At 38.5% G+C, this 23,564-nt stretch carries 16 protein-coding genes; 9 read left to right on the plus strand and 7 right to left on the minus strand.

Going from position 1 to position 23,564, the window contains the following annotated elements:
- Positions 1-5 precede the first annotated feature (5 nt).
- The 8 genes from ABEB18_RS04625 (at position 6) to ABEB18_RS04660 (ending at position 8,955) form a co-directional block, all read left to right on the plus strand.
- A complete protein-coding gene (locus ABEB18_RS04625; protein ID WP_348797929.1) occupies positions 6-3,182 on the plus strand; it encodes an efflux RND transporter permease subunit in 3,177 nt (1,058 codons plus the stop codon).
- 22 nt (positions 3,183-3,204) lie between these two features.
- Complete coding sequence (locus ABEB18_RS04630) at positions 3,205-4,314, plus strand: efflux RND transporter periplasmic adaptor subunit (protein ID WP_348797931.1); 1,110 nt, start codon at positions 3,205-3,207, stop codon at positions 4,312-4,314.
- Between the two features lie 4 nt (positions 4,315-4,318).
- The gene (locus ABEB18_RS04635) at positions 4,319-4,882 is read left to right on the plus strand and encodes a TlpA family protein disulfide reductase (protein WP_348797932.1); all 564 of its coding nucleotides are present in this window, start codon (positions 4,319-4,321) and stop codon (positions 4,880-4,882) included.
- 56 nt (positions 4,883-4,938) lie between these two features.
- Complete coding sequence (locus ABEB18_RS04640; RefSeq protein ID WP_348797933.1) at positions 4,939-5,496, plus strand: TlpA family protein disulfide reductase; 558 nt, start codon at positions 4,939-4,941, stop codon at positions 5,494-5,496.
- Positions 5,497-5,514: 18 nt separating this feature from the next.
- Positions 5,515-6,138 carry a TlpA family protein disulfide reductase gene (locus ABEB18_RS04645; protein ID WP_348797934.1) on the plus strand — a complete coding sequence of 208 codons (624 nt, stop codon included), beginning with the start codon at positions 5,515-5,517 and terminating at the stop codon, positions 6,136-6,138.
- A 12-nt stretch (positions 6,139-6,150) separates the two neighbouring features.
- Positions 6,151-6,606, plus strand: coding sequence for a DsrE family protein (locus ABEB18_RS04650; protein WP_348797935.1), 456 nt, complete (start codon positions 6,151-6,153; stop codon positions 6,604-6,606).
- Between the two features lie 34 nt (positions 6,607-6,640).
- Positions 6,641-8,029: a bifunctional metallophosphatase/5'-nucleotidase gene (locus ABEB18_RS04655; protein ID WP_348797936.1), complete on the plus strand. Its 1,389-nt coding sequence runs from the start codon at positions 6,641-6,643 to the stop codon at positions 8,027-8,029.
- Positions 8,030-8,118: 89 nt separating this feature from the next.
- The gene (locus tag ABEB18_RS04660; protein ID WP_112652837.1) at positions 8,119-8,955 is read left to right on the plus strand and encodes an RteC domain-containing protein; all 837 of its coding nucleotides are present in this window, start codon (positions 8,119-8,121) and stop codon (positions 8,953-8,955) included.
- Here ABEB18_RS04660 and ABEB18_RS04665 read toward each other — a convergent pair.
- Both ABEB18_RS04665 and ABEB18_RS04670 read right to left on the minus strand, forming a co-directional pair.
- On the minus strand, positions 8,952-14,363 hold the full coding sequence (locus ABEB18_RS04665; RefSeq protein WP_348797937.1) for a helicase-like domain-containing protein: 5,412 nt from the start codon (positions 14,361-14,363) through the stop codon (positions 8,952-8,954). The genes ABEB18_RS04660 and ABEB18_RS04665 overlap by 4 nt on opposite strands.
- Entirely contained in the window at positions 14,350-14,787 is a 438-nt protein-coding gene (locus tag ABEB18_RS04670; RefSeq protein ID WP_348797939.1) for a DUF1896 domain-containing protein, read from the minus strand. The genes ABEB18_RS04665 and ABEB18_RS04670 overlap by 14 nt, the downstream gene beginning before the upstream one ends.
- Positions 14,788-14,968: 181 nt before the next feature.
- Here ABEB18_RS04670 and ABEB18_RS04675 point away from each other — a divergent pair, with 181 nt between their 5' ends.
- Positions 14,969-18,085, plus strand: a complete 3,117-nt coding sequence (locus tag ABEB18_RS04675; protein ID WP_348797940.1) for a sacsin N-terminal ATP-binding-like domain-containing protein — start codon at positions 14,969-14,971, stop codon at positions 18,083-18,085.
- 28 nt (positions 18,086-18,113) lie between these two features.
- On the opposite strand, the gene ABEB18_RS04680 is transcribed toward ABEB18_RS04675, so the two are convergent.
- From ABEB18_RS04680 to ABEB18_RS04700, 5 genes are all read right to left on the minus strand, one after another.
- Positions 18,114-18,995 (minus strand): ORF6N domain-containing protein, encoded by an 882-nt coding sequence (locus ABEB18_RS04680; RefSeq protein ID WP_348797941.1) that lies wholly within the window; start codon positions 18,993-18,995, stop codon positions 18,114-18,116.
- Positions 18,995-21,079, minus strand: a complete 2,085-nt coding sequence (locus tag ABEB18_RS04685; RefSeq protein WP_348797942.1) for a type IA DNA topoisomerase — start codon at positions 21,077-21,079, stop codon at positions 18,995-18,997. The genes ABEB18_RS04680 and ABEB18_RS04685 overlap by 1 nt, the downstream gene beginning before the upstream one ends.
- Before the next feature lie 3 nt (positions 21,080-21,082).
- Positions 21,083-22,567, minus strand: a complete 1,485-nt coding sequence (locus ABEB18_RS04690; protein ID WP_348797943.1) for a DUF3945 domain-containing protein — start codon at positions 22,565-22,567, stop codon at positions 21,083-21,085.
- An 84-nt stretch (positions 22,568-22,651) separates the two neighbouring features.
- On the minus strand, positions 22,652-22,960 hold the full coding sequence (locus tag ABEB18_RS04695; protein ID WP_348797944.1) for a helix-turn-helix domain-containing protein: 309 nt from the start codon (positions 22,958-22,960) through the stop codon (positions 22,652-22,654).
- A gap of 24 nt (positions 22,961-22,984) precedes the next feature.
- Entirely contained in the window at positions 22,985-23,338 is a 354-nt protein-coding gene (locus ABEB18_RS04700; RefSeq protein ID WP_348797945.1) for a helix-turn-helix domain-containing protein, read from the minus strand.
- Positions 23,339-23,564: the final 226 nt, after the last annotated feature.

Below are 23,564 nucleotides of genomic sequence, written 5' to 3' on the forward strand. Positions count from 1 at the left end.
CGTATATGAACATTATAAGATTTGCGTTAAGAAAACCAATTGCGATTATGGTTGTCGTACTAGCAATTGCTTTCTTTTCCTATAATACCGTAAAAAAAATAAACGTAGATATATTTCCTGAAGTGGAATTGCCTGCGATGTACGTCGCTATGCCTTACGGTGGACTGTCACCCGCTTATATGGACGGGTTTATGGCTAATGAGTTCCAAAAGGTGCTTCTTTTTGTGAGTGGTGTAAAAAACATTGATTTCAAAAGCGTACAGGGATTAACCCTGATGAAGCTGACCTTTTATCCCGGAACAGATATGGCACAAGCTGCTGGAGAAGTATCAACATCGGTGTCAAGGGCAATGGGTTTCCTACCACCCGGAGCGGTTCCGCCTATGGTGGTAAGATTTGATGGTAGTTCACTTCCAGTTGGTAACCTTGTTTTTGAAAGCGACCAGCGTTCCGTGAACGAAATACAGACATTGGCATTGACCAAAATTAGACCAATGTTCGTACAAATCCCAGGCATTACTTCTCCCGCTCCTTTTGGCGGAAATGTACGTTCCATTGTGATCAATATCGACCCTGACGCAATGCAAGCCAATGGATTAAGTCCCGAAGATATTACCGTTGCTATTACCAAAAATAGTCTTCCATCTCCTGCTGGAAATATTCGCATAGGAGAAGAAAACTTGATGGCTCCTATAAACTCTATCGCTAAAGGACCTGCGGAGCTATTGAAAACCCCTGTAAAAACAAGCGACAACCGTACTGTATATGTTGGAGATGTAGCCCGTGTGGAGGACGGAGCAGATCAAACAGTAGGCTATGCTTTGATAAACGGAAAACGTTCGGTTTACCTGCCTATAATAAAAAAAGCAGATGCTTCCACACTAGATGCCGTAGAGAACCTAAAAGCTGCCATTCCGATGCTTAAAGACCAATTACCTGAAGATGTAAAGGTCAGTTATGAATTTGACCAATCAAATTATATCGAACGGTCCCTTTCCAACCTTATACACGAAGGTATTTTAGGAGCTGTTTTCACGGGATTGGTGATACTATTGTTCTTGGGAGATACACGTGGGGCTATCATTGTGGTATTGACCATCCCGATTGCCATTCTAACAGCAGTTACAGTTTTATATCTCTTCGGGCAAACCATCAATATTATGACATTAAGTGGACTTGCTCTATCTATAGGTATTCTCGTTGATGAAGCCACCGTAACGATAGAGAATATACATCAACATATGGAAATGGGTAAACCCAAGCAACGGGCAATTATAGATGCTTTGATCGAAATTTCTATACCCAAATTATTAATATTACTATGTATTCTTGCGGTATTGACACCTGCATTCATTATGACAGGCATTCCTAGAGATATGTTTATGCCTCTTTCGATGGCGGTTGCCTTTGCAATGATTGCTTCCTTTTTGGCTTCGCAGACATTTGTACCGATACTGGCAAACTGGATGATGAAAAACAAACACAACACAGCAGCCGATACTCCGAGAAAGCGAGCTTTTTTTGAAAAATTCCGGGTAAACTATTCTTACAGGATGCGTAAATGGTCAACCAAAGCTATCCCACTTTTTGTTGTGTATGTGCTAATAGCGAGCGCAATAGCAGGCGTGTTATTAACAGTTGTTGGTACGGATGTAATGCCGGTTTCCAATAATGGAGATTTTCAGATACGCATACAGGCTCCACAGGGAAGCAGAATAGAAAAAACAGAACAGATTGTTAAAGATATTACAGGAGATATTAAAGCAGAACTGCCTGATAACGGTTTAAACATTACCTCTGCATTTGTAGGTATGCACCCCGCAGGATCTCCGATAAATCCGATTTTCCTTTTTAGTAATTCTTCACATGAAGCTATACTACAAATATCTGTCAATAAGAAATTTTACGATGGATCTATGGAAGATTTTAAAGAGAAAGTCCGCAATAAGATTATCAAGAACCACCCCGAAGTATCTTTCAATTTTGAACCGATGGAACTGACCGAAAAGATTATGGGGCAAGGAGCAATGACACCTATTGAAGTTAAAGTTGGAGCCAATCAGATAAAAGGTGCTTTTGCCCATGCATCAAAAATTGAGGCAAACCTTAAAAAAGTTCCCTATCTGCGAGATGTGCGTATTGCCGAACCTATTGCCTATCCAACCATGGAAATCGACGTAAACCGTGATCTTGCTGGACAATTTGGACTGACGATGCAGGATATTACACGTAGCCTCGTTACGGCTACATCATCTACCCGCTTTACGGATAAGAACCTGTGGATTGATCCCAAATCAGGACTGGTTTTTCAAACACAAGTACAAATTCCTGAGGGCATTATGTCGGAAGAAAGACTTCGGTCACTTCCATTGAAAGCTGGAAGTCTTCGCCCGGTACTTGAAGATGTAGCAACCATACGAAGGGCTACTTCTCCTGCTCAAGTAAACAGAAAGGGACCTAACCGTTACGTTACCATTGTGGCTAATCTTTATGGGAAAGATTTAGGTACAGCTTCAAGAGCAGTTAAACAAGCTATCAAAAACGCTGGAGAGCCTCCTCGTGGAACTATTGTTTGGACAGAAGGTACACTACAGCTTTTAGATGATACTTTGGGTAGTCTTTTGGCAGGTTTAGGTGTGGCAATTATAGCTATATTCCTGATGTTGTCAGCTTTTTATCAATCGTTCAAAGTACCGCTTATTATCCTATCGGTATTACCTGCCGTTATCGCCGGTAGTCTTATCATTCTATTCCTCACAGGTAGTACGCTTAACCTGCAATCCTATATGGGTATTATTATGTCGCTTGGTGTATCGGTTTCTAATGCAGTATTATTGGTTAATCAAGCCGAACATTATCGAAAAAAACTGGCACTTAAGCCTGCTAATGCAGCAAGGCTTGCTGCTTCGTCAAGGTTAAGACCAGTTCTGATGACAGCAGCGGCAATGCTTGCCGGAATGTTACCAATGGCCATGGGGTTAGGCGACGGAGCCGAACAAGTTGCACCCTTGGGAAGGGCTGTTATTGGAGGGCTAATTGCTTCCACTGTAACCATCTTGTTACTAGTTCCGCATTTCTTTTCTTCCTTAATGTCGAGGACTTCAATAATCAGTCCATCGTTAGACCCTGATGATGCAGACAGTAGGTATTATGCAGAACAGTCCGACAAACAAACGATATAATAAACTTTAAAAACAAAAAACAATGTATCACAGCATTTCAATAAATAAAAAATCAACAACCATACTGGCACTTACTACATCAATGGTATTCTTGCTTTCCGCTTGTTCACAAAAAGAGCAGAAAAAAGAACAAACGCAAAAGGATCAGGCAAAATCTGTAAACTATAAAGCGGCTCCTATACAGGTAATCAATCCCGAGTACGAAATATCCGTTCCGGCAGAACTCAAACCCTTCGAACAGGTAGCGGTGTATGCAAAAGTTACCGGGTTTGTAAAAAAAATGTATGTTGACCGAGGCGACCGAGTTCGCAAAGGTCAGCTTTTAGCAGTACTCGAAGCTCCTGAAATGCAACAACAGTACCTCTCTGACAAATCTACTGAACAAAAGGTTTATAGTGATTACCTTTATGCAAAACAGGCTTATGACAGATTGGTAACTGCTTCTAAAACAACGGGGGCAGTTGCAGATATTGAGCTAGACAGAGCTAAAAGTGCAATGAAAAGTGCCAAGTCTGCTTTTGATGCTTCTAAGGCGGGTACGGCACATTCTTCACAGTTGCAACAGTACCTTCGCCTTACAGCACCATTTGATGGTGTAATAACACAAAGGAATGTTTCTGTTGGGGCATTAGCCGGAACAGCAGGTATTACACCTTTGTTTATGATGGCTCAGAGTAATAAACTCCGTCTTACCTTATCTCTGCCAGAAAAACACGCATCATCTGTTTATGACGGGATGTCTGCTTCTTTTACCGTAAGCTCGCAGCCAGGTAAGACGTTTGATGCCAAACTTTCTCGGACATCTGGATTGCTCGACCAGCATGATCGCTCGCTAACATTGGAGTTTGACGTAGATAATACATCGGGCGAATTGCAAGGAGGTGATTATGCACAGGTGAAGCTGAAATTAAAACGTAAAAAACCATCTAGCTGGGTACAAAGCAAGAGTGTACTAAACACCCAATCTGGAACGTATGTACTAACATTGAATAACAACGAAGTAAAACGAATTGCTGTAAAGGAAGGTATCCGTTTAGATACACTTACAGAGGTTTTTGGTAATCTTTCTCCAGAAGACAAAATCATTATCAAACCATCGGAAGAAATCAAAGAAGGTAAAATTAAACAATAAGATTATGAAAATGAATTTTAAAAAAATAGCCATTATTCCGTTAATAGCAATTACGGGATGGGCATACGCATCAATAAATAGAAATAGTATAAATGCAAGTGTGAGCGCAAATCAACAAATAAATAGCGAACAGAAATTAGTAACCAATTCTCAAGAAACGCCAGATTTAAAGTTTAAGGACGAAAACGGTAAAGCCATTTCGTTAAAATCCTTAAAAGGAAAGGTCGTTTTCATTAATCTTTGGGCTACTTGGTGTCCGCCTTGCATTCACGAAATGCCATCGATTAATGAACTGCGTAAGATTTTTAAAGACAATAAAGATGTCGTATTTCTAATGGTCGATGTGGACGGAAAAATAGAAAAATCAAAAGAGTGGATGAAAAGCAAAAAATTTGATTTACCAGTTTATGTTCCCGATGGCGAAATACCCCGTGAGTTATTTTCAGGCTCTATCCCTACTACTATTATCGTAGATAAGCAAAACAATATCATCGCAAGGTATTTTGGCGGAGCTGACTATTCTTCGAAGGAAGTAGTGGATATGATTAAAAAGTTATTGAATAAATAAAAAATTAGATAAATGAAAAACATAAATAATTTATTATGAAAATGCAATTTAAAAATTTGGTAGTCCATTCTAGTATTTTCATCGTAACAGCTATATCGCTGGCTGCTTGCGGGAATACGGATAAGAACAAAGAAAACAAAGTAGAGAGCGAGCATTCTACGACGAAAAAAGTTGGGACAACGGAAGCACCAGTCTCGACAACTACGAACCTTTCCTTTACAGATAAAGATGGGGAAACCGTATACTTAAGCTCATTAAAAGGTAAAGTAGTATTCATCAACTTTTGGGCTACGTGGTGTCCGCCCTGCATTCAGGAAATGCCTACCATTAACGAACTAAAAGGAAAGTATAAAGACAATGATGACATCGTATTCCTGATGGTAGATGTCGACAACAATATGGAAAAATCTACCGCATTTATGGAGAAGAATAAGTATGATTTGCCTGTATATGTTACAGCCAGCAATATACCTTCTAACTATTTAGGGAGCTCAATTCCAACTACGGTCATACTAGACAAAAGCGGAGATATGATTGCCCGTATCGAAGGTGGTAGGGATTATACAAGTCCCGAAATCATCAAAGTTGTGAATGAACTTGTCGAGAGTAACTAACTGAAAAAAGAAAGAACTATGCCTAATAATAACGCAATTTCTGGAAAGAAACAACCATCAAAAAAGCTGCAATACATTAAGAAAAATGCCTTTACCATATTTATGGTCGTTACCGTCGGGATATTACTTGTAAGCCCCGATGCAAAATCATTTGTGCTGCGGCAATTAATGGCAACAGGAATTTTTAACGCGAGTATAGATAAAAAGGATGTGGATAAAGCGAGTTTGACAAATACTGATTTTACTTTTACCGACGCAAAAGGGAGCATACAAAATACCTCATCATTAAGAGGAAAAGTAGTTTTTATCAATTTTTGGGCATCGTGGTGTCCGCCGTGTAGGGCTGAATTTCCTTCTATTGAAACGCTCTATAACCAATTTAAGGATAACCCTGATATTTTCTTTCTAACCCTCAACGAGGACAATGACCCGGCTGCGGGAAGGACATATCTGGAAAAAGAAAATTTTTCAGTTCCAATGTATCAGTCCAGCGGTAATGTTCCAACAGAAGTGTTTTCCGGTTCATTACCAACAACCGTTGTACTGGATAAGAATGGAAAAGTCAGGCTTCATCATACCGGATTTGCCAATTACGCATCAGACAAATTTGTGAAGCAGATAGCAGAATTAATAAACGAATAATAAAAATATAAAATGAAAAAACTACAAGCTTTACTAATAGCCGTATTGTGTTTTACTTCCATTAGCATTTTTGCGCAACACAAAATAAATACCGCTTTTGAACCTGCGAAAGCATACAAAAAGCATTACAATACTCTTTATATCTTGAACGAAGCAGAAGATAAAAAAATAAAGAGCATCCTTCGCAACATCAATAATGTACTAAGTGATCCACGGTTGGAAGGTAAATTACAGATAGAAGTCCTTGCATTTTCTGACGGTGTGGAAATGTATAAAAAGGCTAACAGCTATCAAGAATTATTGATTGCCCTCAAAGACAAGGGCGTTGTATTTGTCCAGTGTTCCAAAACAATGGACGAACGAAAAATTGACAAGAAAGAATTGTTTGATTTTGTGAACTATGTTCCGACCGGTAACGGAGAAATTATATTAAGACAATACGAGGGCTGGGCAATTGTTCATCCTTAATCAAAAATGTTTCAAAAACTTTAAATTATATATTATGGAATTATCAATAGGATTTATAAATGACGTACACGGTTATCTTGAGCCACACCCAGAACTATTTTACAATAAGGATGGAGAATTTATAAAAACTGCTGGAGGATATGCAAGGATTGCTTCTATTTTCGAGCAGATACGAGATGAAAACGAGCATACGATATTTTTTGACGGAGGGGATACCTTTCATGGAACCTTACCCGTAGTAGCTTCAAAAGGCGAAGTACTAATCCCAATTTTAAACCAACTTGGTTTTAGCGCAATGGTGGGGCATTGGGATTTTGCCTACAAGCCAGAACATCTTTTAGCATTAGGTGAACTACTAAATTATCCTGTATTGGGTGTCAATGTTTATAAGGATGACGGTACCCTACTGCTGAAACCGTATTCATTTATTGAGATAGGGAATCAAAAAATTGCTGTAATCGGTATCTGTGCCAATATAATCGATAAGACAATGCCCGCTGCATTCAAACAAGGAATTTATGTGACCGACGGAATTGATGAAATAAACGGCTATGTAAAAGAAGTAAAGGGATTGGGAGCAAATTTAGTCATATTACTTTCACACAATGGCTACCCGCAGGATATTGAATTACTTAAAAACACAACAGGAATTGATATATGTTTAAGTGCGCACACCCACAACAGAATATATGAACCAGTAAAAGTAAAAGATACCATAATAATACAGTGTGGTTGCCACGGCTCTTTTGTGGGACATCTCAAACTTTCAATCGTAGATAATAAAATTACAAATTATCAATACAAGCTTATAGAAGTGAACGAAGATGTTGCGAGCCATAAACCAATAGAAAATATTGTAAATGGCATAATGGCTTCATACAGAAACTTGCAAGAAGATGTTGTTGGCAGAACGGATACTATACTACATCGATATGATGCTTTCTCATCATCAATGGATAATCTTTTATTGAAAGCAATTAGCAAGGCAGCAAGTGTAAACATAGCATTTTCTAACGGATGGCGTTACGGTGCGCCTATTGATAAAGGAAATATTACGATGTGGGATTTGTATAATATGGTTCCTATGAATCCAGTTATTTCCACTGTAAATATTACAGGACAGGAGATCATTGATATGTTGGAAGAAAACTTTGAACGTACTTTTTCAGCTAATCCGATGAAACAAATGGGCGGTTACTCTAAACGCTATGTGGGATTACAGATCAAATCCCACATTGAAAATCCGTATGGCTATCGCATAGAGGAGATTTACTACGAGAATGATCACTTAATAAAAGAAAAAACATATAAGGTTGCCTATATCACCGAACAAGGTGTGTCAGACAAATACGGAACCAACAGGGCACATTTAAAAATAACTGCGATACAAGCTCTTGTTGATTATTTAAAAACAAGCTCTTAAAACCATAAACCTTTTTGCAATGAAAACCACATAGCACAAATTATATCGGGTTTTTACCCCATGACGATTTTAACCTTAAACTAAAATCTATGGAAAAATACTATAACGAATGCGTACAGAAACTGGAAGAAAAAATCAAAGAACTTACATTGGAAGTAGATGACCCAATCTTATTGCCACAAGAAGTTATTGGTCTTATAATAGATTGTTTATCAAAGTTAAAAGAGTTTGTTTTAAAACAAGGTTTCAAAGATAAAAAAGAAGAAATTTACTTCTTCAAAAAGTTAAAACCTGTTATTCTTTCCAAATTAATTTATTACAATGCTATTTATAAGATAGAAACCAAGAAGCCTTATGGAAAAGGGAAAACAATAAAGAAGTATATTGACAATGAATTAGCAAAACTGAAAAGATTTTTTGATAACAATCTCGAATTTTATAAGTACTATAGAACCAATAGTACCTATCTCGATGAGAGGTATTTTGTAAGAGGTGGTTATGATGTAAGGTTAAGTTTAGACACCTATTATTTTGAAACCGACCATAATTTTACAACTTCACACGATTATAAAGTAGCTAAAATCATTGCTAATGATTTGATACAAGTATATCTCGAAGACCAACTGAATAATAAAAATCAGAAAAAAGTATTTGATTATTCTTCGTTAAATTGGACAGGAAGTAAAACTGCTTTAATCGAATTGGTTTACGCTCTATATTCACAAGGAGTATTTGATAATGGCAATGCTGATATAAAATTGATTGCTAAAACGTTAGAAGTTACATTTAATGTTGATTTGGGCGATTTTTATCATACATTTATGGAACTTAAAGCCCGAAAAATAAACCGAACCAAGTTCCTTGACAGCTTGCGTGATGCCTTGATCAATAAAATGGATGAAGAGGATGAAGTAAATACTCATTAAATTCCCCTTGATAGATGAATAGCTTTTGTTTGTTCATTCTCTTCTGAAATTTTTATAGTTTGCTTCTGCTTTTCGGTTTGTTCCGTAGGTTCTTCTTTAGGCTCAGGCGTGATGGATAACTGTATTTTTCGCTCCACAGAAGCCAACTCCGTTTTGAGTTCGCCCAACCGGATCTCCTTACTCCAATTACCGTTTACCACTTCATGAAGAACTGGCAAGTCTTTTTGTATTTCTACAATTTTCTTTTGCTCCTGCTCGATGTAGCTAGGCAATTTTTCCAGAGCATTAAGGAAATTCATAGCAGCCAATTTTTCGTCTTTAGCGATTAGGCCATTGTTGTATGTGTATTTTATGTTTCCTTCCCCCTGAACCAAGAAACGGTTTATACGAATATCCACGCCGTCTTTTTGCGACATTTCCGTTTTTACCAAAAGTTGGAACCCGTAAAGGCTTCCGATTTCTTCATAATCCCCACCTGTACGAGATTTGTCGGCAAGCTGGTTGAGCTTTGCACCGATTTGTTTGATGTCCGCATTTGGCGGTAAGCCATCCAATTGCAGAGGATTTGCGATTGTGCCGTCCGAACGTTTTTGGATACGCCCTTGTAAATTATTCCAATCAAGGTTCATACGGTCAAAGCGGGATTGGGCTTTGTCCAATTCTGCCGTATAGTCTTCCAATTTGTATTTTGCACTATACTTTGAACGGTTAAACGCTTGTTTTTCGCTTTCCAATCCGGCAATCTGTTTTTCCAGTTTGGCTTTATCCAGTAGATCTGTATTTCCTGACAGGATAGCCACATATTCCGAAAAGTTCATTCCTGATTTTTCGTCCATACTGCCTTCGTCAATCGTTCGTTTGCCGAGATTGTTATTTTTTAACTGGTCTATGAATAGTTGTTTGTTGTATAGCAGGTTAAACTTATAGCTGTCCAGTGATTTTTCTACGGCATAGATAATGACATCTACTTTATTACCTGCGAAAAACTTGGCAATTTCATTGCCTTTACGAACAGCCCTGCCGTCCCTTTGGGCAAGATCGCTTGGTCGCCACGGCGTATCCAGATGATGAACGGCAACGGCTCTCTTCTGTGCATTGACACCTGTACCCAGCATACTTGTAGAACCGAACAGCACACGGATTTTCCCTTCGTTCATTCCTTTGATAAGTTCCTTGCGTTGCTTGTCATTTTTGGCTTCCTGTATAAAACGGACTTCGTATGCAGGTAAACCGTGGTCTTCCACAAGTTTGCGTCTGATTTCTGAATAAACATTCCATTCGTTTGGTTTGTAGGTTCCCAAATCGGAAAAAACGAATTGCGTTCCTTTCTGTGCATTATATTGATTATAATACTTAGCAATTTTCGCCGCACAATGTGAAGCCTTATTGTCGGGATGGTCTTCGTAGCTACCGCTTACCATACGCATATCCAAAGACATCTTACGGGCATAGTCTGTAGCGATAAGCATCTTAGCTTTTTCTTCACTTTGTGATAAAGGTGTTCTTCCTAATAAGGTAGCATTGCCCGTTTTTGCAAACTCCATTAGCTTTTTAATAAATTCTTCCTGTTCTGGAGTGGGCGGTATATTATACAATACCTCATTCTTATTGGGGCGATCGATACCTATATCTTTTGCCGTCCGGTAATCCGTGATTTCAGAGTAGAATTGGGCAAGCTCCGGCACTTTGATAAAATAGCGGAAACGTTCTTTAGCTACAATATTGTTCGCTACCGAAAATTCATAATCGGTCGTTTTCCTTGCGTAAATAGCAGCCCAGGCATCAAAGGAATGAATGCCCTGTTTTTCCATTGCTCTTGGTCGCAGGTATTTGAATAATAAGTACAGTTCGGTTAACGAATTACTGATGGTAGTTCCCGAAAGAAAAGTTGCCCCCATATCTGCATTGGTGCGTTCCTGAATGGTACGAATGGCAAATAGCAGGTTGATGGCCTTTTGACTGCCGTCAACATTACTTAATCCTGCAACTCTGGAATGCCTTGTATTGAACATCAGGTTTTTGAATTGATGGCTTTCATCCACAAACAGATGGTCTATACCCAACATCTTAAAATCTACCACATCATCTTTACGATTTTCAATATCGTGTTGCAGGGTTTTGAGTTTGACTTCGAGATTTTCTTTTCGCTTGATTACACCGGCAAGCATTCCTCTGGTCACTTCCTTGCCTTGCGATTGCAGGGCATCAAGGTTACGCTCCACGCTGTCCAACTCAATTTCTAAGATTTCCTTCTGAATTTCGGGCGATTGCGGTATCATTCCGAATTGGTCGTGTGTCAGTATCACACAATCCCAATCGTTGTTTTTAATGTCGCCAAAAATCCGCAGGCGTTTTTGGGGCGTAAAATCTTCCTTACCCGGAAACAGGATTTTTGCGTGTGGGTAAGCAGTGCGGTAGGCTTCAGCAATTTCGTGAACATTGCTTTTCAGCCCAATAATCATAGGCTTATGCGCTAACCCCAAACGCTTCATTTCCTGTGCAGCCGTACACATTACCAACGTTTTTCCTGCACCTACTTCGTGGTCGCAGATAGCACCGTTGTTCAGCTTTATCATCCAAACAGTGTCCTTTTGGCTTGAATACAGGTCTTCAATGCCCAATGCCTTACGGTCTAATCCCGGAAAGTCCTGATGGCTGCCGTCATAGTTCGGACGTACAAAGCAGTTAAACGTGTCGTTGTACTTGTCGGTAAGTCTTGTCTTAAATTCATCATTTTGAGCATGAAGCCAGTCTGTAAAAGCAGTTCGGATTTCATCAATCTTGGTATTCGCCATTTGTATGGCTTCCATATCCCGCACCTTGATCTCCTGGTCACCAACCATCACTTTTTTGGTAATATCAGGCGTGGTATTGACAAGGGCGTGTTTGAGCAGGGCAATTCCGTCAAAAATCCGGCTTTCAGCTTTTACGGCGTATTTATTCCATATATGGACATTCTTTTGTTTACAGCTTACAGAAAAATCATCAGAACTCTCCGAGTAATGAATGTTCACCTCCGTATCAAAAAGATGTGAAGCAAACCGGCCATAAATACCAGTGGGGATCCAACGCTCGCCGAGGTTGAAATCCAATTCTTCAAACTCAATTCGTCTTGGTCGTGCTTCTTCCAAAACGGTAAGGCTTGCTTTAGCCTGTGCATCATCGGGATTACGTTCGAGGTAGATGCTGACTTCTTGGGCTTTTTCCACTACATTGCCAGCAATCCAACGTTCGGATATTTCATATTTCTTTTGTAGAGGGTTATAATAAATACGACCGTGTAAGGCTTCTTTCAGGGTATCGTTCGTCATACCGCTGATTTCGGACATATAGTCCAAATTCACACTTCCGTACTTATTGAGCGAAGCCGCTAATGCTTCTTGGGGATTGTCCGTTGCTATTACTAAGGTGGAGAAACTTACAGGGCGACTGAATATATCCGCTTTGTGTACCACGCCACCAACCACACGTTCCAAGTAGGGGATTTCCTTTCCAGAACTGTCCGTTTTGATGAGTTTGATATTATCGGCACTGTTGAGGTTTCCGTACCTTTTGACAAAGGAATCGTAAAGGCGGTTAAAGGTTTCCCTTTCTTCCTTGTATTCGCTCTGATCCTGTGCTTCTTTGGTGTAAAGCTCTTGGTAAACATCACGTACAGCAATGTAGGCTTCGGCTCTTGCTTTTTGTGAGGCTGGTAATTGCAATGGGTGGAATACGACCGCACCATTTGGCGTATTTACATTTTGCAGATGACCGACCCAACCATTATCCACAACAAGACAATCGTTACGGTGGTACGGTTGCAGTTCGCCACTATAAGGAGCAGGCTCAGGAATGGTATTGGGAACGGCTGGCTTATCAGCTTGGCCATTCCCGTTTATTTGTGAAAACAGGTCGCCGATGGCTTCCTGTTTTTTGCCATTGGTAGATGGGTTTCCGTTGGCAGTTCTATTGGTAATAGGAGGTGCATAAGGTTGCTGTATCGCACTACTGAACAGGTCAGGTTGGCGACCCATTGCACCTCTTCTTTTATTGGTGCTTTGCCTTTTAACTTGCGTCGTTCTTTTGGGCGGAGCAACAACCATTACAGGTTCATCCGCATTTTCAAATAGGTCGAAAATGCTTAATTGCTTTAATTCCTGCGGGCTTTCCCGATTGATTATAGGAACAGATAAAGATTGTATTTCCGGTTGAATGGTTACAGGTTCGATAACCGTTGGCTCAATCGGAATTTGTATTAAAGGTTCATCGTTCCGTTCGCTTTTGAACAAACCTAAATCCAGGTGCTTTCCAAAATCTTCGGAAAGCATTTGTTTGAGGTCTTTGGCAATTCCGGCAACGCCGTCTTTGTGCGTATAAATTAATGCTGGTTTTCCATAAGGGTCGGTATCTAATTTGCGGTCTGTATGTACAATTCTTGTGCTGTCCTGAAAAAAAGCATTGCCAGGCGTATTGTATTCTGTTTGCTTGCTCTGACAAAAGAGTTCTTCCGCTTCTGTCAAATTTTGTTTTGCCGTATTTTTTTGAAGGATAATCAAATCACTGCCAACTTCCGTACCTGCATATTCCGTAAACAGGTTGTTGGGTAAGCGAACAACCGAAACCAAATTATTATCCTGCATCAACGCCCTGCGTATCGGTTCGTTCTTTGGGCTATTTAAAATTCCTTGTGAAGTAATGTAAACTAACAAACCACCCTCACGGAGCATATCAGCACCCTTCAGAAAGAAGTAATTGTGGATGCTTCTAGCAGCCTGTACTTTGGCTGTGTCTTTGCTTCTGGAATAAGAAAGATCAAATACGGATGTGTCGCCGAATGGAATGTTACTGGCAATCACATCATAGCTGTTTTGTTCCTTTTCGGGGATTTCCTCAAAACTGCTTATACGAATATTACTTTTCGGATAAAGCTGTTTTAAAACTTTACCGGTGAGCAGATCCTTTTCATAAGCGGTAACATTTACCGATTGATTTTCCGAAAAGGATTGTATGAATGAACCGATACCTGCGGATGGTTCAAGAAATTTATCAATGTTCAGACCACTTTCAAACAAAACAGATGAAATAGCATCAATGACCTGTGGCGGTGTATAAAAAGCCGTCAATACAGAACTTTTCATACTATCTACATATTTTCGGTATTGCTTTTCGTCTTCGGAATTTTCTTTGAGTAGCTGGTGAAGTTCCTGCGTAATCGGGAAAAGGTCATGTTCGGTCTTCCTCCAATGATTGATGTCTGTATCATTCACTATAGGATTCAATACGAATTTAAGGCCCCCAAATCCGCTGTATTGCATCATTAGCAGTCTTTCGCCTACGGTGGCTTGTCGTTTCTCCTTTTCAAGTTTAAAAGCAATTCGTAAGGCATTAATGTTCTGTTGGAGGTGTTGCTTTTTACTGAAGCCCATTTTCCTTTATCCATATTGCGATGGTTCCGGTTATTTCGGTATAGAGCAGGTCAAACTCAGGACCATTTGCGAAGTCATCGGTTAGTTCATAGCTGGAGAAAACAGGCTCGCAGACAGGGAACATTTTAAACGCGAACGTTCGCAGTTCCTCGTCTGCCACTAGGGTGTCAAACTCATTGCATACGACATGAAAAACGGTGTCGAACCTGGAGAAGTGTAAGTCTTCAAACAGGATGTAGTTAGCGATCTCATCGCACTGGTCGATGGAGTTTCCTGAACGAAAAGCACCTTCATAAGCATTGGCAGCCCACGATGAACGTTGTTCTATAAACTTATTGTCGTATGCCTTTTCAGGAAAGCTGGCATATAGTAGTTCCTGTAGTCGTAATCTGAAATGCGACAGGTCTTTTTGTTGTGTATCCATATAGATTTTTTTTTAGAATTATTACCTGAACCATAAATTTAGGGGCGATCGCATAAGCATTTATGGAAGTGGAATGGTTTGGCTTTGAATGGCGGGATTTGGCACAAGCAGATTAATAGCGAGCGATTTAATTCGTACATTTAACATTTTAAAAAAAGCTGACTTATAAACCAGAATAATAATGGATGAACAAACTGAAAATCTTGAAATAGCTCTATCTTATGAAGATCTATCGGAGCTAAACGATATGAAACAACATGCTGACAAGATTATTCAAGGAATAAAGAAATTAGAAGAAAATGATGCTAATAGAGCCATTTGGGAACTCTTTCAAAATGCGATAGACCTAAGTGATAACTCTGAAATTACCATAGCTCTAACAGAAGATCATTTGGTCTTTAGGCACAATGGCGAGCCATTTACACCCATGACGCTTGATTGTCTTTTTAAACAAGTCAGTTCTAAAACTCTTGAAGAAAGAAAAATCACTTTTGAAGATAATGAACCCGTTGGCCAATACGGTACAGGATTTATCACTTCTCATACATTTGGAAAGCAAATTGAGATAAATGGAGCATTAATAAAAGATGAGGGCTATGTGGCTTTAAATAACTTTTTCATTGACAGGGATACCGATAATTGGAAAGAACTTGGACAAAGGATACGAATTCTTAAAAAAGAAGTAGCGAGATTACTTAAAGATGAAAACACCGTATTAACCCCATATCCTGATACGGAATTTTCATTCAAGACCGTTACAAAGAATAATAAAGATTGTGCAATAAAAGCTGTCAATTCCTTACAGACAATTTTACCCTATGTGATAACTTTAAATCCAAGACTAAAGAAAGTAACAGTAAAGGATCTATCAGGCTCAACAACAGTTTATAAACGTAAAGACTCATTTAGTGTTGACAAACTTCACAGTACATCGATCCTAATTAATCAGGATTGTGTTGATGTTTTCTATTTAAAATCAGAAGATAATAAAATTACAGTAATACTGCCATTTTCAGCAAGCTTGGTAGCCAATGATTTGAGTAATGAACTACCAAAACTTTTTTTGTTTTATCCGTTGGTAGGTACTCAGGATTTTGGTATTAATTATATCTTGCATTCAAGACATTTCCTGCCAAATGAGCCTCGCAATGGCCTCTATTTAAAATCAAATAACGAGGACAATCAAAATGAAGAAGAAGCAAATAGAAATTTAATTAACACAGCTTCACAACTTATTTTCGAGTATGTAGAATCTAATGCAAAGGCAATAAGTAACCCCATAAAATTAGCTCGCATAAACTTTAAAACTGAAAGTGACAAACCGTTACTAAATGAATATTTCAGAACTTTAAAAGCTTCCTGGATAGAGCATTTCAAATCCTTTCCTTTGGTTGAAACTAAGACGGGAAATATTGTTGTTTCTAAATCTGTCTTCATTGATACGACACTACTCAGGGATAGTGACGTGTTTGACGCTATATTTACTTTGGTAGATTTCTTTTGGGATAACACACCTTTAAAGCACTTAACAAAAGAATGGTCGGCAATTATTGACGAATGGAATCTGAATGAGATTAAGTATATAGGCTACAGGGATCTTGCTCTCAAAATAAAGGAAGTAGGAAATCTTGCTAAAATTCCTCATATAAAAGAACTAAAAACTCTTTATCAACATCTGATTAAAGAAGGTCATGGAGATTTATTCAACTCATTTGAACTTCTGCCCAATATTAAAGGCGAATTTAGATTACTTTCTGGGCTTAATAATAATATTAGTTTACCTCAAGAGTTAATTGAAATTGCTGATATTATCATGCCTGACATACCAAAAAGGCATATAGATTCTGATTTTAAATTCGACTTGGATCTTAATCCTTACACAAGAAAAAACTATACAACTGACATTAATGTAGCCATAGGGGAAAAAATAAAAGATAAAACACTCGCTGCGGAAATCGCATCCGATTTTTTAGAAGCCTTGATTAGTTATTCAAAAATCTCTTCGTCTATTGAATCTAACAGTGTTCCAACCAGATTAATAAAACTGATTTGCGATTATTATAGCTTTGATAGTTCAACTATAGAAATACCGGCTGTAAAAGACGATGAGTTAGATAATAGAGTAGCGCAAAGACGACTGATTCGCCTGTTCTTAAATGATCTGAGCAAGGAAAATTCAGAGTGGGTCGGAGAAAATTTGCAGTTTCTGAAGGATGTTTTGGAGATAGGACCGTCATATTATGATTATGAAGAAATGTTCAGCACTTTGGCGGTATTTCCTAATCAATTAAATGAACTCACCTCTCAGAATTTTTTGAAGGTGGACGATAACATTCCTGAATCAATCAAGGATATTTATGATCAGATTGTGAAACCAAACTTTCCTATTAGAGCTAATCTCATACACAAGGAATTCACCAAATACTTAAAAATACAAGACAAAAAAACTATTAGAAACCTTACAGAAAAAATCGAAACAGTCTTTTTTGAAACCTCCCAATTTACCTCTATAGAAAATCATCCGCTAAAGGAATATATTATAGATATAATTCAAAAGTTCAAAATAGAAGCTGAATATGAAAAGTATTTCCCTATTGTCTTTAGTAAACGATCTTCCATCCTTGTTGAACTTGCGGATGGTGATGACTCATTCTCAATCCTAAGTCTTGAATCTTCAAAAATTAAGAAACTCGCTGAACTTGGTAAAAACCCTAACATTGAAGAAATTATTAGTCTTGGCAAAGAAGCATTTCTACAGAAACAACAGGAAAATGCTAACTTCAAACACAAATATACCATAGGAACACACATCGAGAATGTTTTAAGAAATGCTATAACAACCTTAATTCCCACAATTATTAAGGCTGATGTAAAAAATGTTCAGGACGGACAGGATATTGTTATTTTATTGGATACAACTCCAGTCTATTTTATAGAAGTAAAATCAAGGTGGGATGTCAACAACTCCGTAAGAATGTCCAAAAATCAAACGCTACGGGCATTTGAACAAAAGGAGAATTATGCTTTATGTTCTATTGATATGACAAATTACACGGGGGAAGATAAGTATAGTGTGGAAGATATAAATGTGATTAAGCATCTTATTAAATTCAATACTGATATAGGAGATAAGGTTGTGCACTTAATCGATGTTTTGAGTAAATCAAATGAACCAGAAACTATACATCTTGACGGTGATTTCAGAACTTTAATTCCCCAAACTTATATTGCCGAAGGAATGGATTTGACCGAATTTGAAGCTTTTATTGTAGGCTTTTTAAAAACTAAAATAGAGTAAGCCATTATTTGAAATAACGGCTTACTTCTTACCTCAGAAAGTTGAGCATCTTGCCTATCTCAATATCCATTCTTGAAAAGGCAAACCACTTTTTGCCCAAGTCTTTTAATGATGCTCCGATATGGAAGAGTTCTGTATTGTCAACAATTAGAAATCGATCGTGAGTATCAGAGAAGAGCTCAATTTCAATAGCTGGATATTGGCTGTTGTATCTTTGTAGATCAAGTTGTAATTGGTTATTGATATTTTTGGTGTAAATCTTGGCAGTTACTGACTGCTCACGCTTTCCGAGCAATGTGAGGACTGTATCGTCAACATAATTATCAATGAGTATAATGGAAATTTTGGCACTTCGGATAATATCGGAAATAAAGGTATAAGCGTCAAATATTTGTCCATTGTAGAAAATCCCTTTTTCGCTGTGGAGTTTATCGCTTTCCAAAGCCTTAAAAATCTCTTCAAATTTTTGGTCAGCTTCTAATTGTTTCAGTTCAATTTTATCCAGACGATGAAAAAGCGAAGCATTGCTCATTAGCATTCTTCGCATTTCAACAAAAGTATTCATAATCTCAATGCTGACCTTTATAGCTACCGTTGAGCGGAGTACCGAAGCCAGCATTGCAATACCTTGTTCAGTGAAAACGTAGGGCAGATAACGCCTGCCACCATAATTCAAACTTGAGGTCACAAATTGTGACCTCAAGTTGATGGCATCAAATTCCTCCTGTGCCAATTGGAAACGAAAGTTTTCAGGGAAACGATTTGCATTACGTTTTACTGCCTGATTAAAGACTTTTGTTTCTACCTGATAAATACTTGCAAGGTCGCTGTCGAGCATCACTTGTTGCCCTCTTACAGTATAGATTTGGTTTTCTATTTCCTTGCTGGTAATGATAAGTTTGTTTTCCATCACTTTTTGTAGCTTTTATTTTGGGCAAACTCAAAGGAACTTTCGGCATTTTCGTTCAATACAATATAAGCATCGAATTTCTTTCCGGCTTTGCTTTTCATTCCTTTGATAAGCGAAGTTTTTCTGTTATTGATGAGGTTTTCAATATCGTTTATGCCGATTTGTACGCCACACACATTTCGAAACTGTACCCAATTACAAACCTCATCAGGACACTTCACTATTTTATCACGGATAATGAGTTGCTGGCTTTTGCATTTCGGACAAACCAATTTTGGTAGATTATTTTGGGCAATGGAAGTCTGCAACAGTTCATTGGTAATAGATGAGGCGTAATTTTCCATTTCTTTTTGAAATACCCTGGCATCCGCTTCATTGTTCTCGATTTTCTGCAATGCGAGTTCCCATTCGGCTGTCATTGCAACGTCCGCAATTTTTCGGTCTTTTACCAACTCGTAAACTTGCAATCCTTTTTCAGTTGGTATTAAAGATTTCTTTTCTCGTTGGATATAATTTCGGGTAAATAGGGTTTCGATGATGGAGGCTCTTGTAGCCGGAGTGCCAATACCGATGTTTTGTAAAGCCTTGCGTTCGTCTTCATTTTCAATTTCCTTCCCGGCACTTTCCATAGCAGATAAAAGTCCTGCTTCGGTATAAAGTACAGGTGGTTTGGTTTTCTTTTCCAAAACAGTAGCTTCTTTTATTTTAAGTTCCTCGCCTTTTTTCAGTTCGGGTAAATCCTGTACAGGCTCAGTATCATCATCGGAGAAATTCCCTTTGATGGAACGCCAACCATGTTCAATTATCTTACAGCCTTTTGTCGTAAAATCATAATGCAATGCCTGTAAAGCAACATCGGTTATCTCCTTGATGCAGGCTTGTGAAAGGGCTTCGAGCAATCGAAAGGCAATCATATCATAAACGGAATTTTCTTTTGCATTCAGTGCTGAAGGAATTTTATCTGTGATCAACAAACCGTGGTGGTCGGTAACACGCAAATCGTTCACAATACGTTTATTGAAGCGACCCCATTTCATTTTTGTAATCGCTTGTTTGCAGTTTTCTCTGTCCTGTAAAGCCCTTACGAGATTGGGGATTTCTGCCCACATATCCTCAGGAATATATTTGCTTCCGGTTCGAGGGTAAGTGATAAACTTCTTTTCGTAAAGACTCTGAGCAATATTAAGGGTTTCGTCAGCAGAAAGGTTCAGTTTTTTGTTCGCTTCCTTTTGCAATCCTGTCAAGTCAAACAACAAAGGCGGTTGCTCCATAACGCTTTTGGTTTCTACTGATGTAATTGTTGCAGTTTCGCTTCGTTGAATGGCTTTCAGCGTATCAGCGGCAAGTTTTTGGTCTTCCCATTTTGTTTTGGAAATACTTTTAAAATCTATCAACTCTTTATTATGCGATAGCTGTATCTGCCAATAATTCTTAACCTTGAAATTTTTGTTTTCCAGATAGCGCTTGCATATCAAAGCCAATGTAGGCGTTTGTACTCTTCCGAGTGAATAGACGCCATTTCCTGCGGCTATACTCAATGCCTGTGTAGCATTGATGCCCACGAGCCAATCGGCACGGCTTCTACCTTGTGCTGCTTGGTATAATCCGTCAAATTCTTTTCCTGGTTTTATGTTTTCAAATCCTTGCTTGATTGCTTTTTCGGTCAACGAACTTATCCAAAGGCGTTCAAACGGTTTTTTGCATTTCAGGTATTCGTAGATGTAACGAAATATCAATTCGCCTTCACGGCCTGCATCGGTAGCCACAATAATGCTCTCGCTTTTATTGAAAAGCTGTTCAATAACTTTTAGTTGCTTTAACGCTCCTGTATCGGCTGTATAGCCTTTATCTTTTTTTACTTTCCGAACAGTTAATAAAAAAGGATTGGGTAAAATTGGTAACGCTGTTTTATCAAATCCCGAAATTCCATAATCTTCAGGCATTCCCAACCCTATTAAATGTCCGAATGCCCAGGTAACAAAATAGCCGTTGCCTGTCAGGTAGCCCTCCTTTTTATCGGATGCTCCCAAAAGTCCGGCTATTTCCCTTGCTACGCTTGGTTTTTCTGCAATGATTGTTTTCATACTTTAAGATATTTTTTTGCCTCTTGTTTTCGCTGGAGCTTTGGGCTTTTCTTGTTGTTCCTGCTGTTGTTTGTTTTTCGGTGTTTGTTGACCAGACTTCAAAGGCTCTTTGATATTTTTGGTCGCTTCATTGGTCTTGCCCTCCGAATTAACAGCAGTTTGCGTTTTATGAGCTTCGGTTGGTTTTACTCTTTCCTTGTATTGATTTGGAAATTCAAAATTGGTTTTTCCATTTTCTTTATTGAAAGTGATATAACCTTGATACGGTTGTCCTTTTTTATCCTTCAATCCATCAATGTAGATGGTTTGACCGGCTTTGAAATCCTTATGTTGATCATCGGTCAATTCTTTACCTCTGAATGTTTTTGGAGCTTCCTTAGATTGGTTTTGCTGATTGTTTTGAGTTTGCCCGTTGCTTTGGGTTTGCCCGTTGCTTTGGGTTTGCCTGTTAGAATTGTTGCGGTCAAACAGAAACTCAACATATCGCTTATCTGCATTGAATTGTACCGTTGCCGAAAATTCTGTTCCTTTGGTAGAGATCATACCTTCTAAATAAAGTGGTTTGCCTTCCAATAGAGTTTGCTTTTGTTCATCATTCAGCTTCAAACCTTTAATTTCATCTGGAACTTTTATAAGATCCGTCCTCAATGCAATTACATCATTCGTTAGTCTGTCTATACTTATAATGGACGGCATCAGTTCTCCAGTTTTGGAATTTTTCAAATCTACCACACGCCCCATATTACCAGTTTCGAGCAGGTTCTTTTTGTCTTCATCCGTAAACTTGTGCCCGAAAAATTCAAAATGCAAATTGGGTTCTTTTTTGATCCCGTGTATTCCTACCACAACTTTTCCGTCTTCGGCTTGCTGTAAAGACAAGCGGGCATCTGTACGAAGAATTGTACCCCCGAGGTTGACACCAATCGGTAAGAGTTCATTCGTTTTGTAACCTTTCAATAAAGGTTCAAGTAGGTTTCTCTTTTCAAGGTATTCCTTGCTTAATCCGAGATTGGTCATTGTATCCCAATCAATCTGCTCCGGTTTGTAGCGGTATTCGCTTGCTTCCGGTGTTGTTTGTGTTGTTGCCATATTATTTTGATTTACTTGTTTTTTATCCGATTGCGGTTCTGTTTTTACTTCGTGTTCTTTCATTACTTTTTCGCCTTCAGCAGTGGGTTTATCAACCTGATTTTGCATTTCCTGTGCTTTTTCAACAGCGATAGGTGCAGGTACTTTAAAGAATGAAAAATTTGTAGGGTTCTTTAACTGGCTGAAAAAATTGGAGAAGAAGTTGGAAAAGAAATCACCACTTTTGTCCACACGCATAAACTGGTTTTGGTTTTTATTCGTGGGGTCAACAGTTTCCATTTTCCCGTTTTCGTCTATACTCTTTACGGCTTGGATTTTCATTTTTTCTTTATCCAGCACCAGCAATATGTCCGATAACTGTTCGGGCATTTCCTGCTTATTTGTTGTTTCTTCGCTCATAATCTGAAAAATTTAAAGTTTACCGCCGAATGTAAATTAAGCGTTGGCTGTATGGCCCAATGTGGCACTCAAAGGCAATGTTTGTCACTTATTGGCGTTAATCTTAATTGTGGGTGGGTTAAAGCTATCTCTGATGAATTGATGAACATCAGACAATTTGTAATAAAGCTTTCCACTAATAGTGTAATAGGGCAGTTTGCCGATGGAGCGATACCGTTGCAGAGAACGGTTGCTTATTTTCAGCATTTGAAGTAAATCCTGATTGTCCATTAATTCCTCTCCATCTATGCTGTTGCGTTTCTTTTGTAACTCGTTTATATTATCGCCCAGCATATCTAAGCGACCCATTAAGCGTTCCATCCACGCCAAAAATTCCATTCTGTCAATATTCATAATGATATTTTTAAGGGTTCATACCTATTTTTTATCTGTCTTTAGCTTTCTGCCTTTTTCGATGTAGCTTTTGCCTTTTGCCATAAGTTCCTGCACAAATTCATCACTGCTCTGTATGGCATTGGCATTAAGCATATCTTTAATTGCTCCAATGGTGTAGAAATACTGCCCATAAATCTTTGAGTAAGTGATCTCGCCTTTGGTTCGCATACGCCATAAGGTCTTTTCGCTGATGTGCAGGAATTGGCATACCTCGTGGTTATTGAGCCACAGGTCATCATAGCTTTTATCTTCCTGCCTTTTCAAATAGTCGGCAATGGCATTGATACGGCTGTTTAGCTGTATCCACACGTCTTCTTCGATGGTTATTATTTTCATTGCATAGCTTTTTAAAGTTCACTATGCAAAATTGTGAAAGGTGGCAGTGTTTGTCTGCCAAGCCTTGCCAATTGGCTTGGCTTTTTTTTAAATTTTTACAATTAGGGAAAACCCTTGTTTAATAAGGGTTTTATGGGGTTTTGGATATTTTGTAATGAAGTTTTGAGAGCATTTGCCAATTGGCAGATATGGGCAAAGAAAAAAGCAGTACATTTTGGTACTGCTT

It is taken from the genome of Flavobacterium adhaerens (assembly GCF_040045115.1).
GTDB lineage: Bacteria > Bacteroidota > Bacteroidia > Flavobacteriales > Flavobacteriaceae > Flavobacterium > Flavobacterium adhaerens.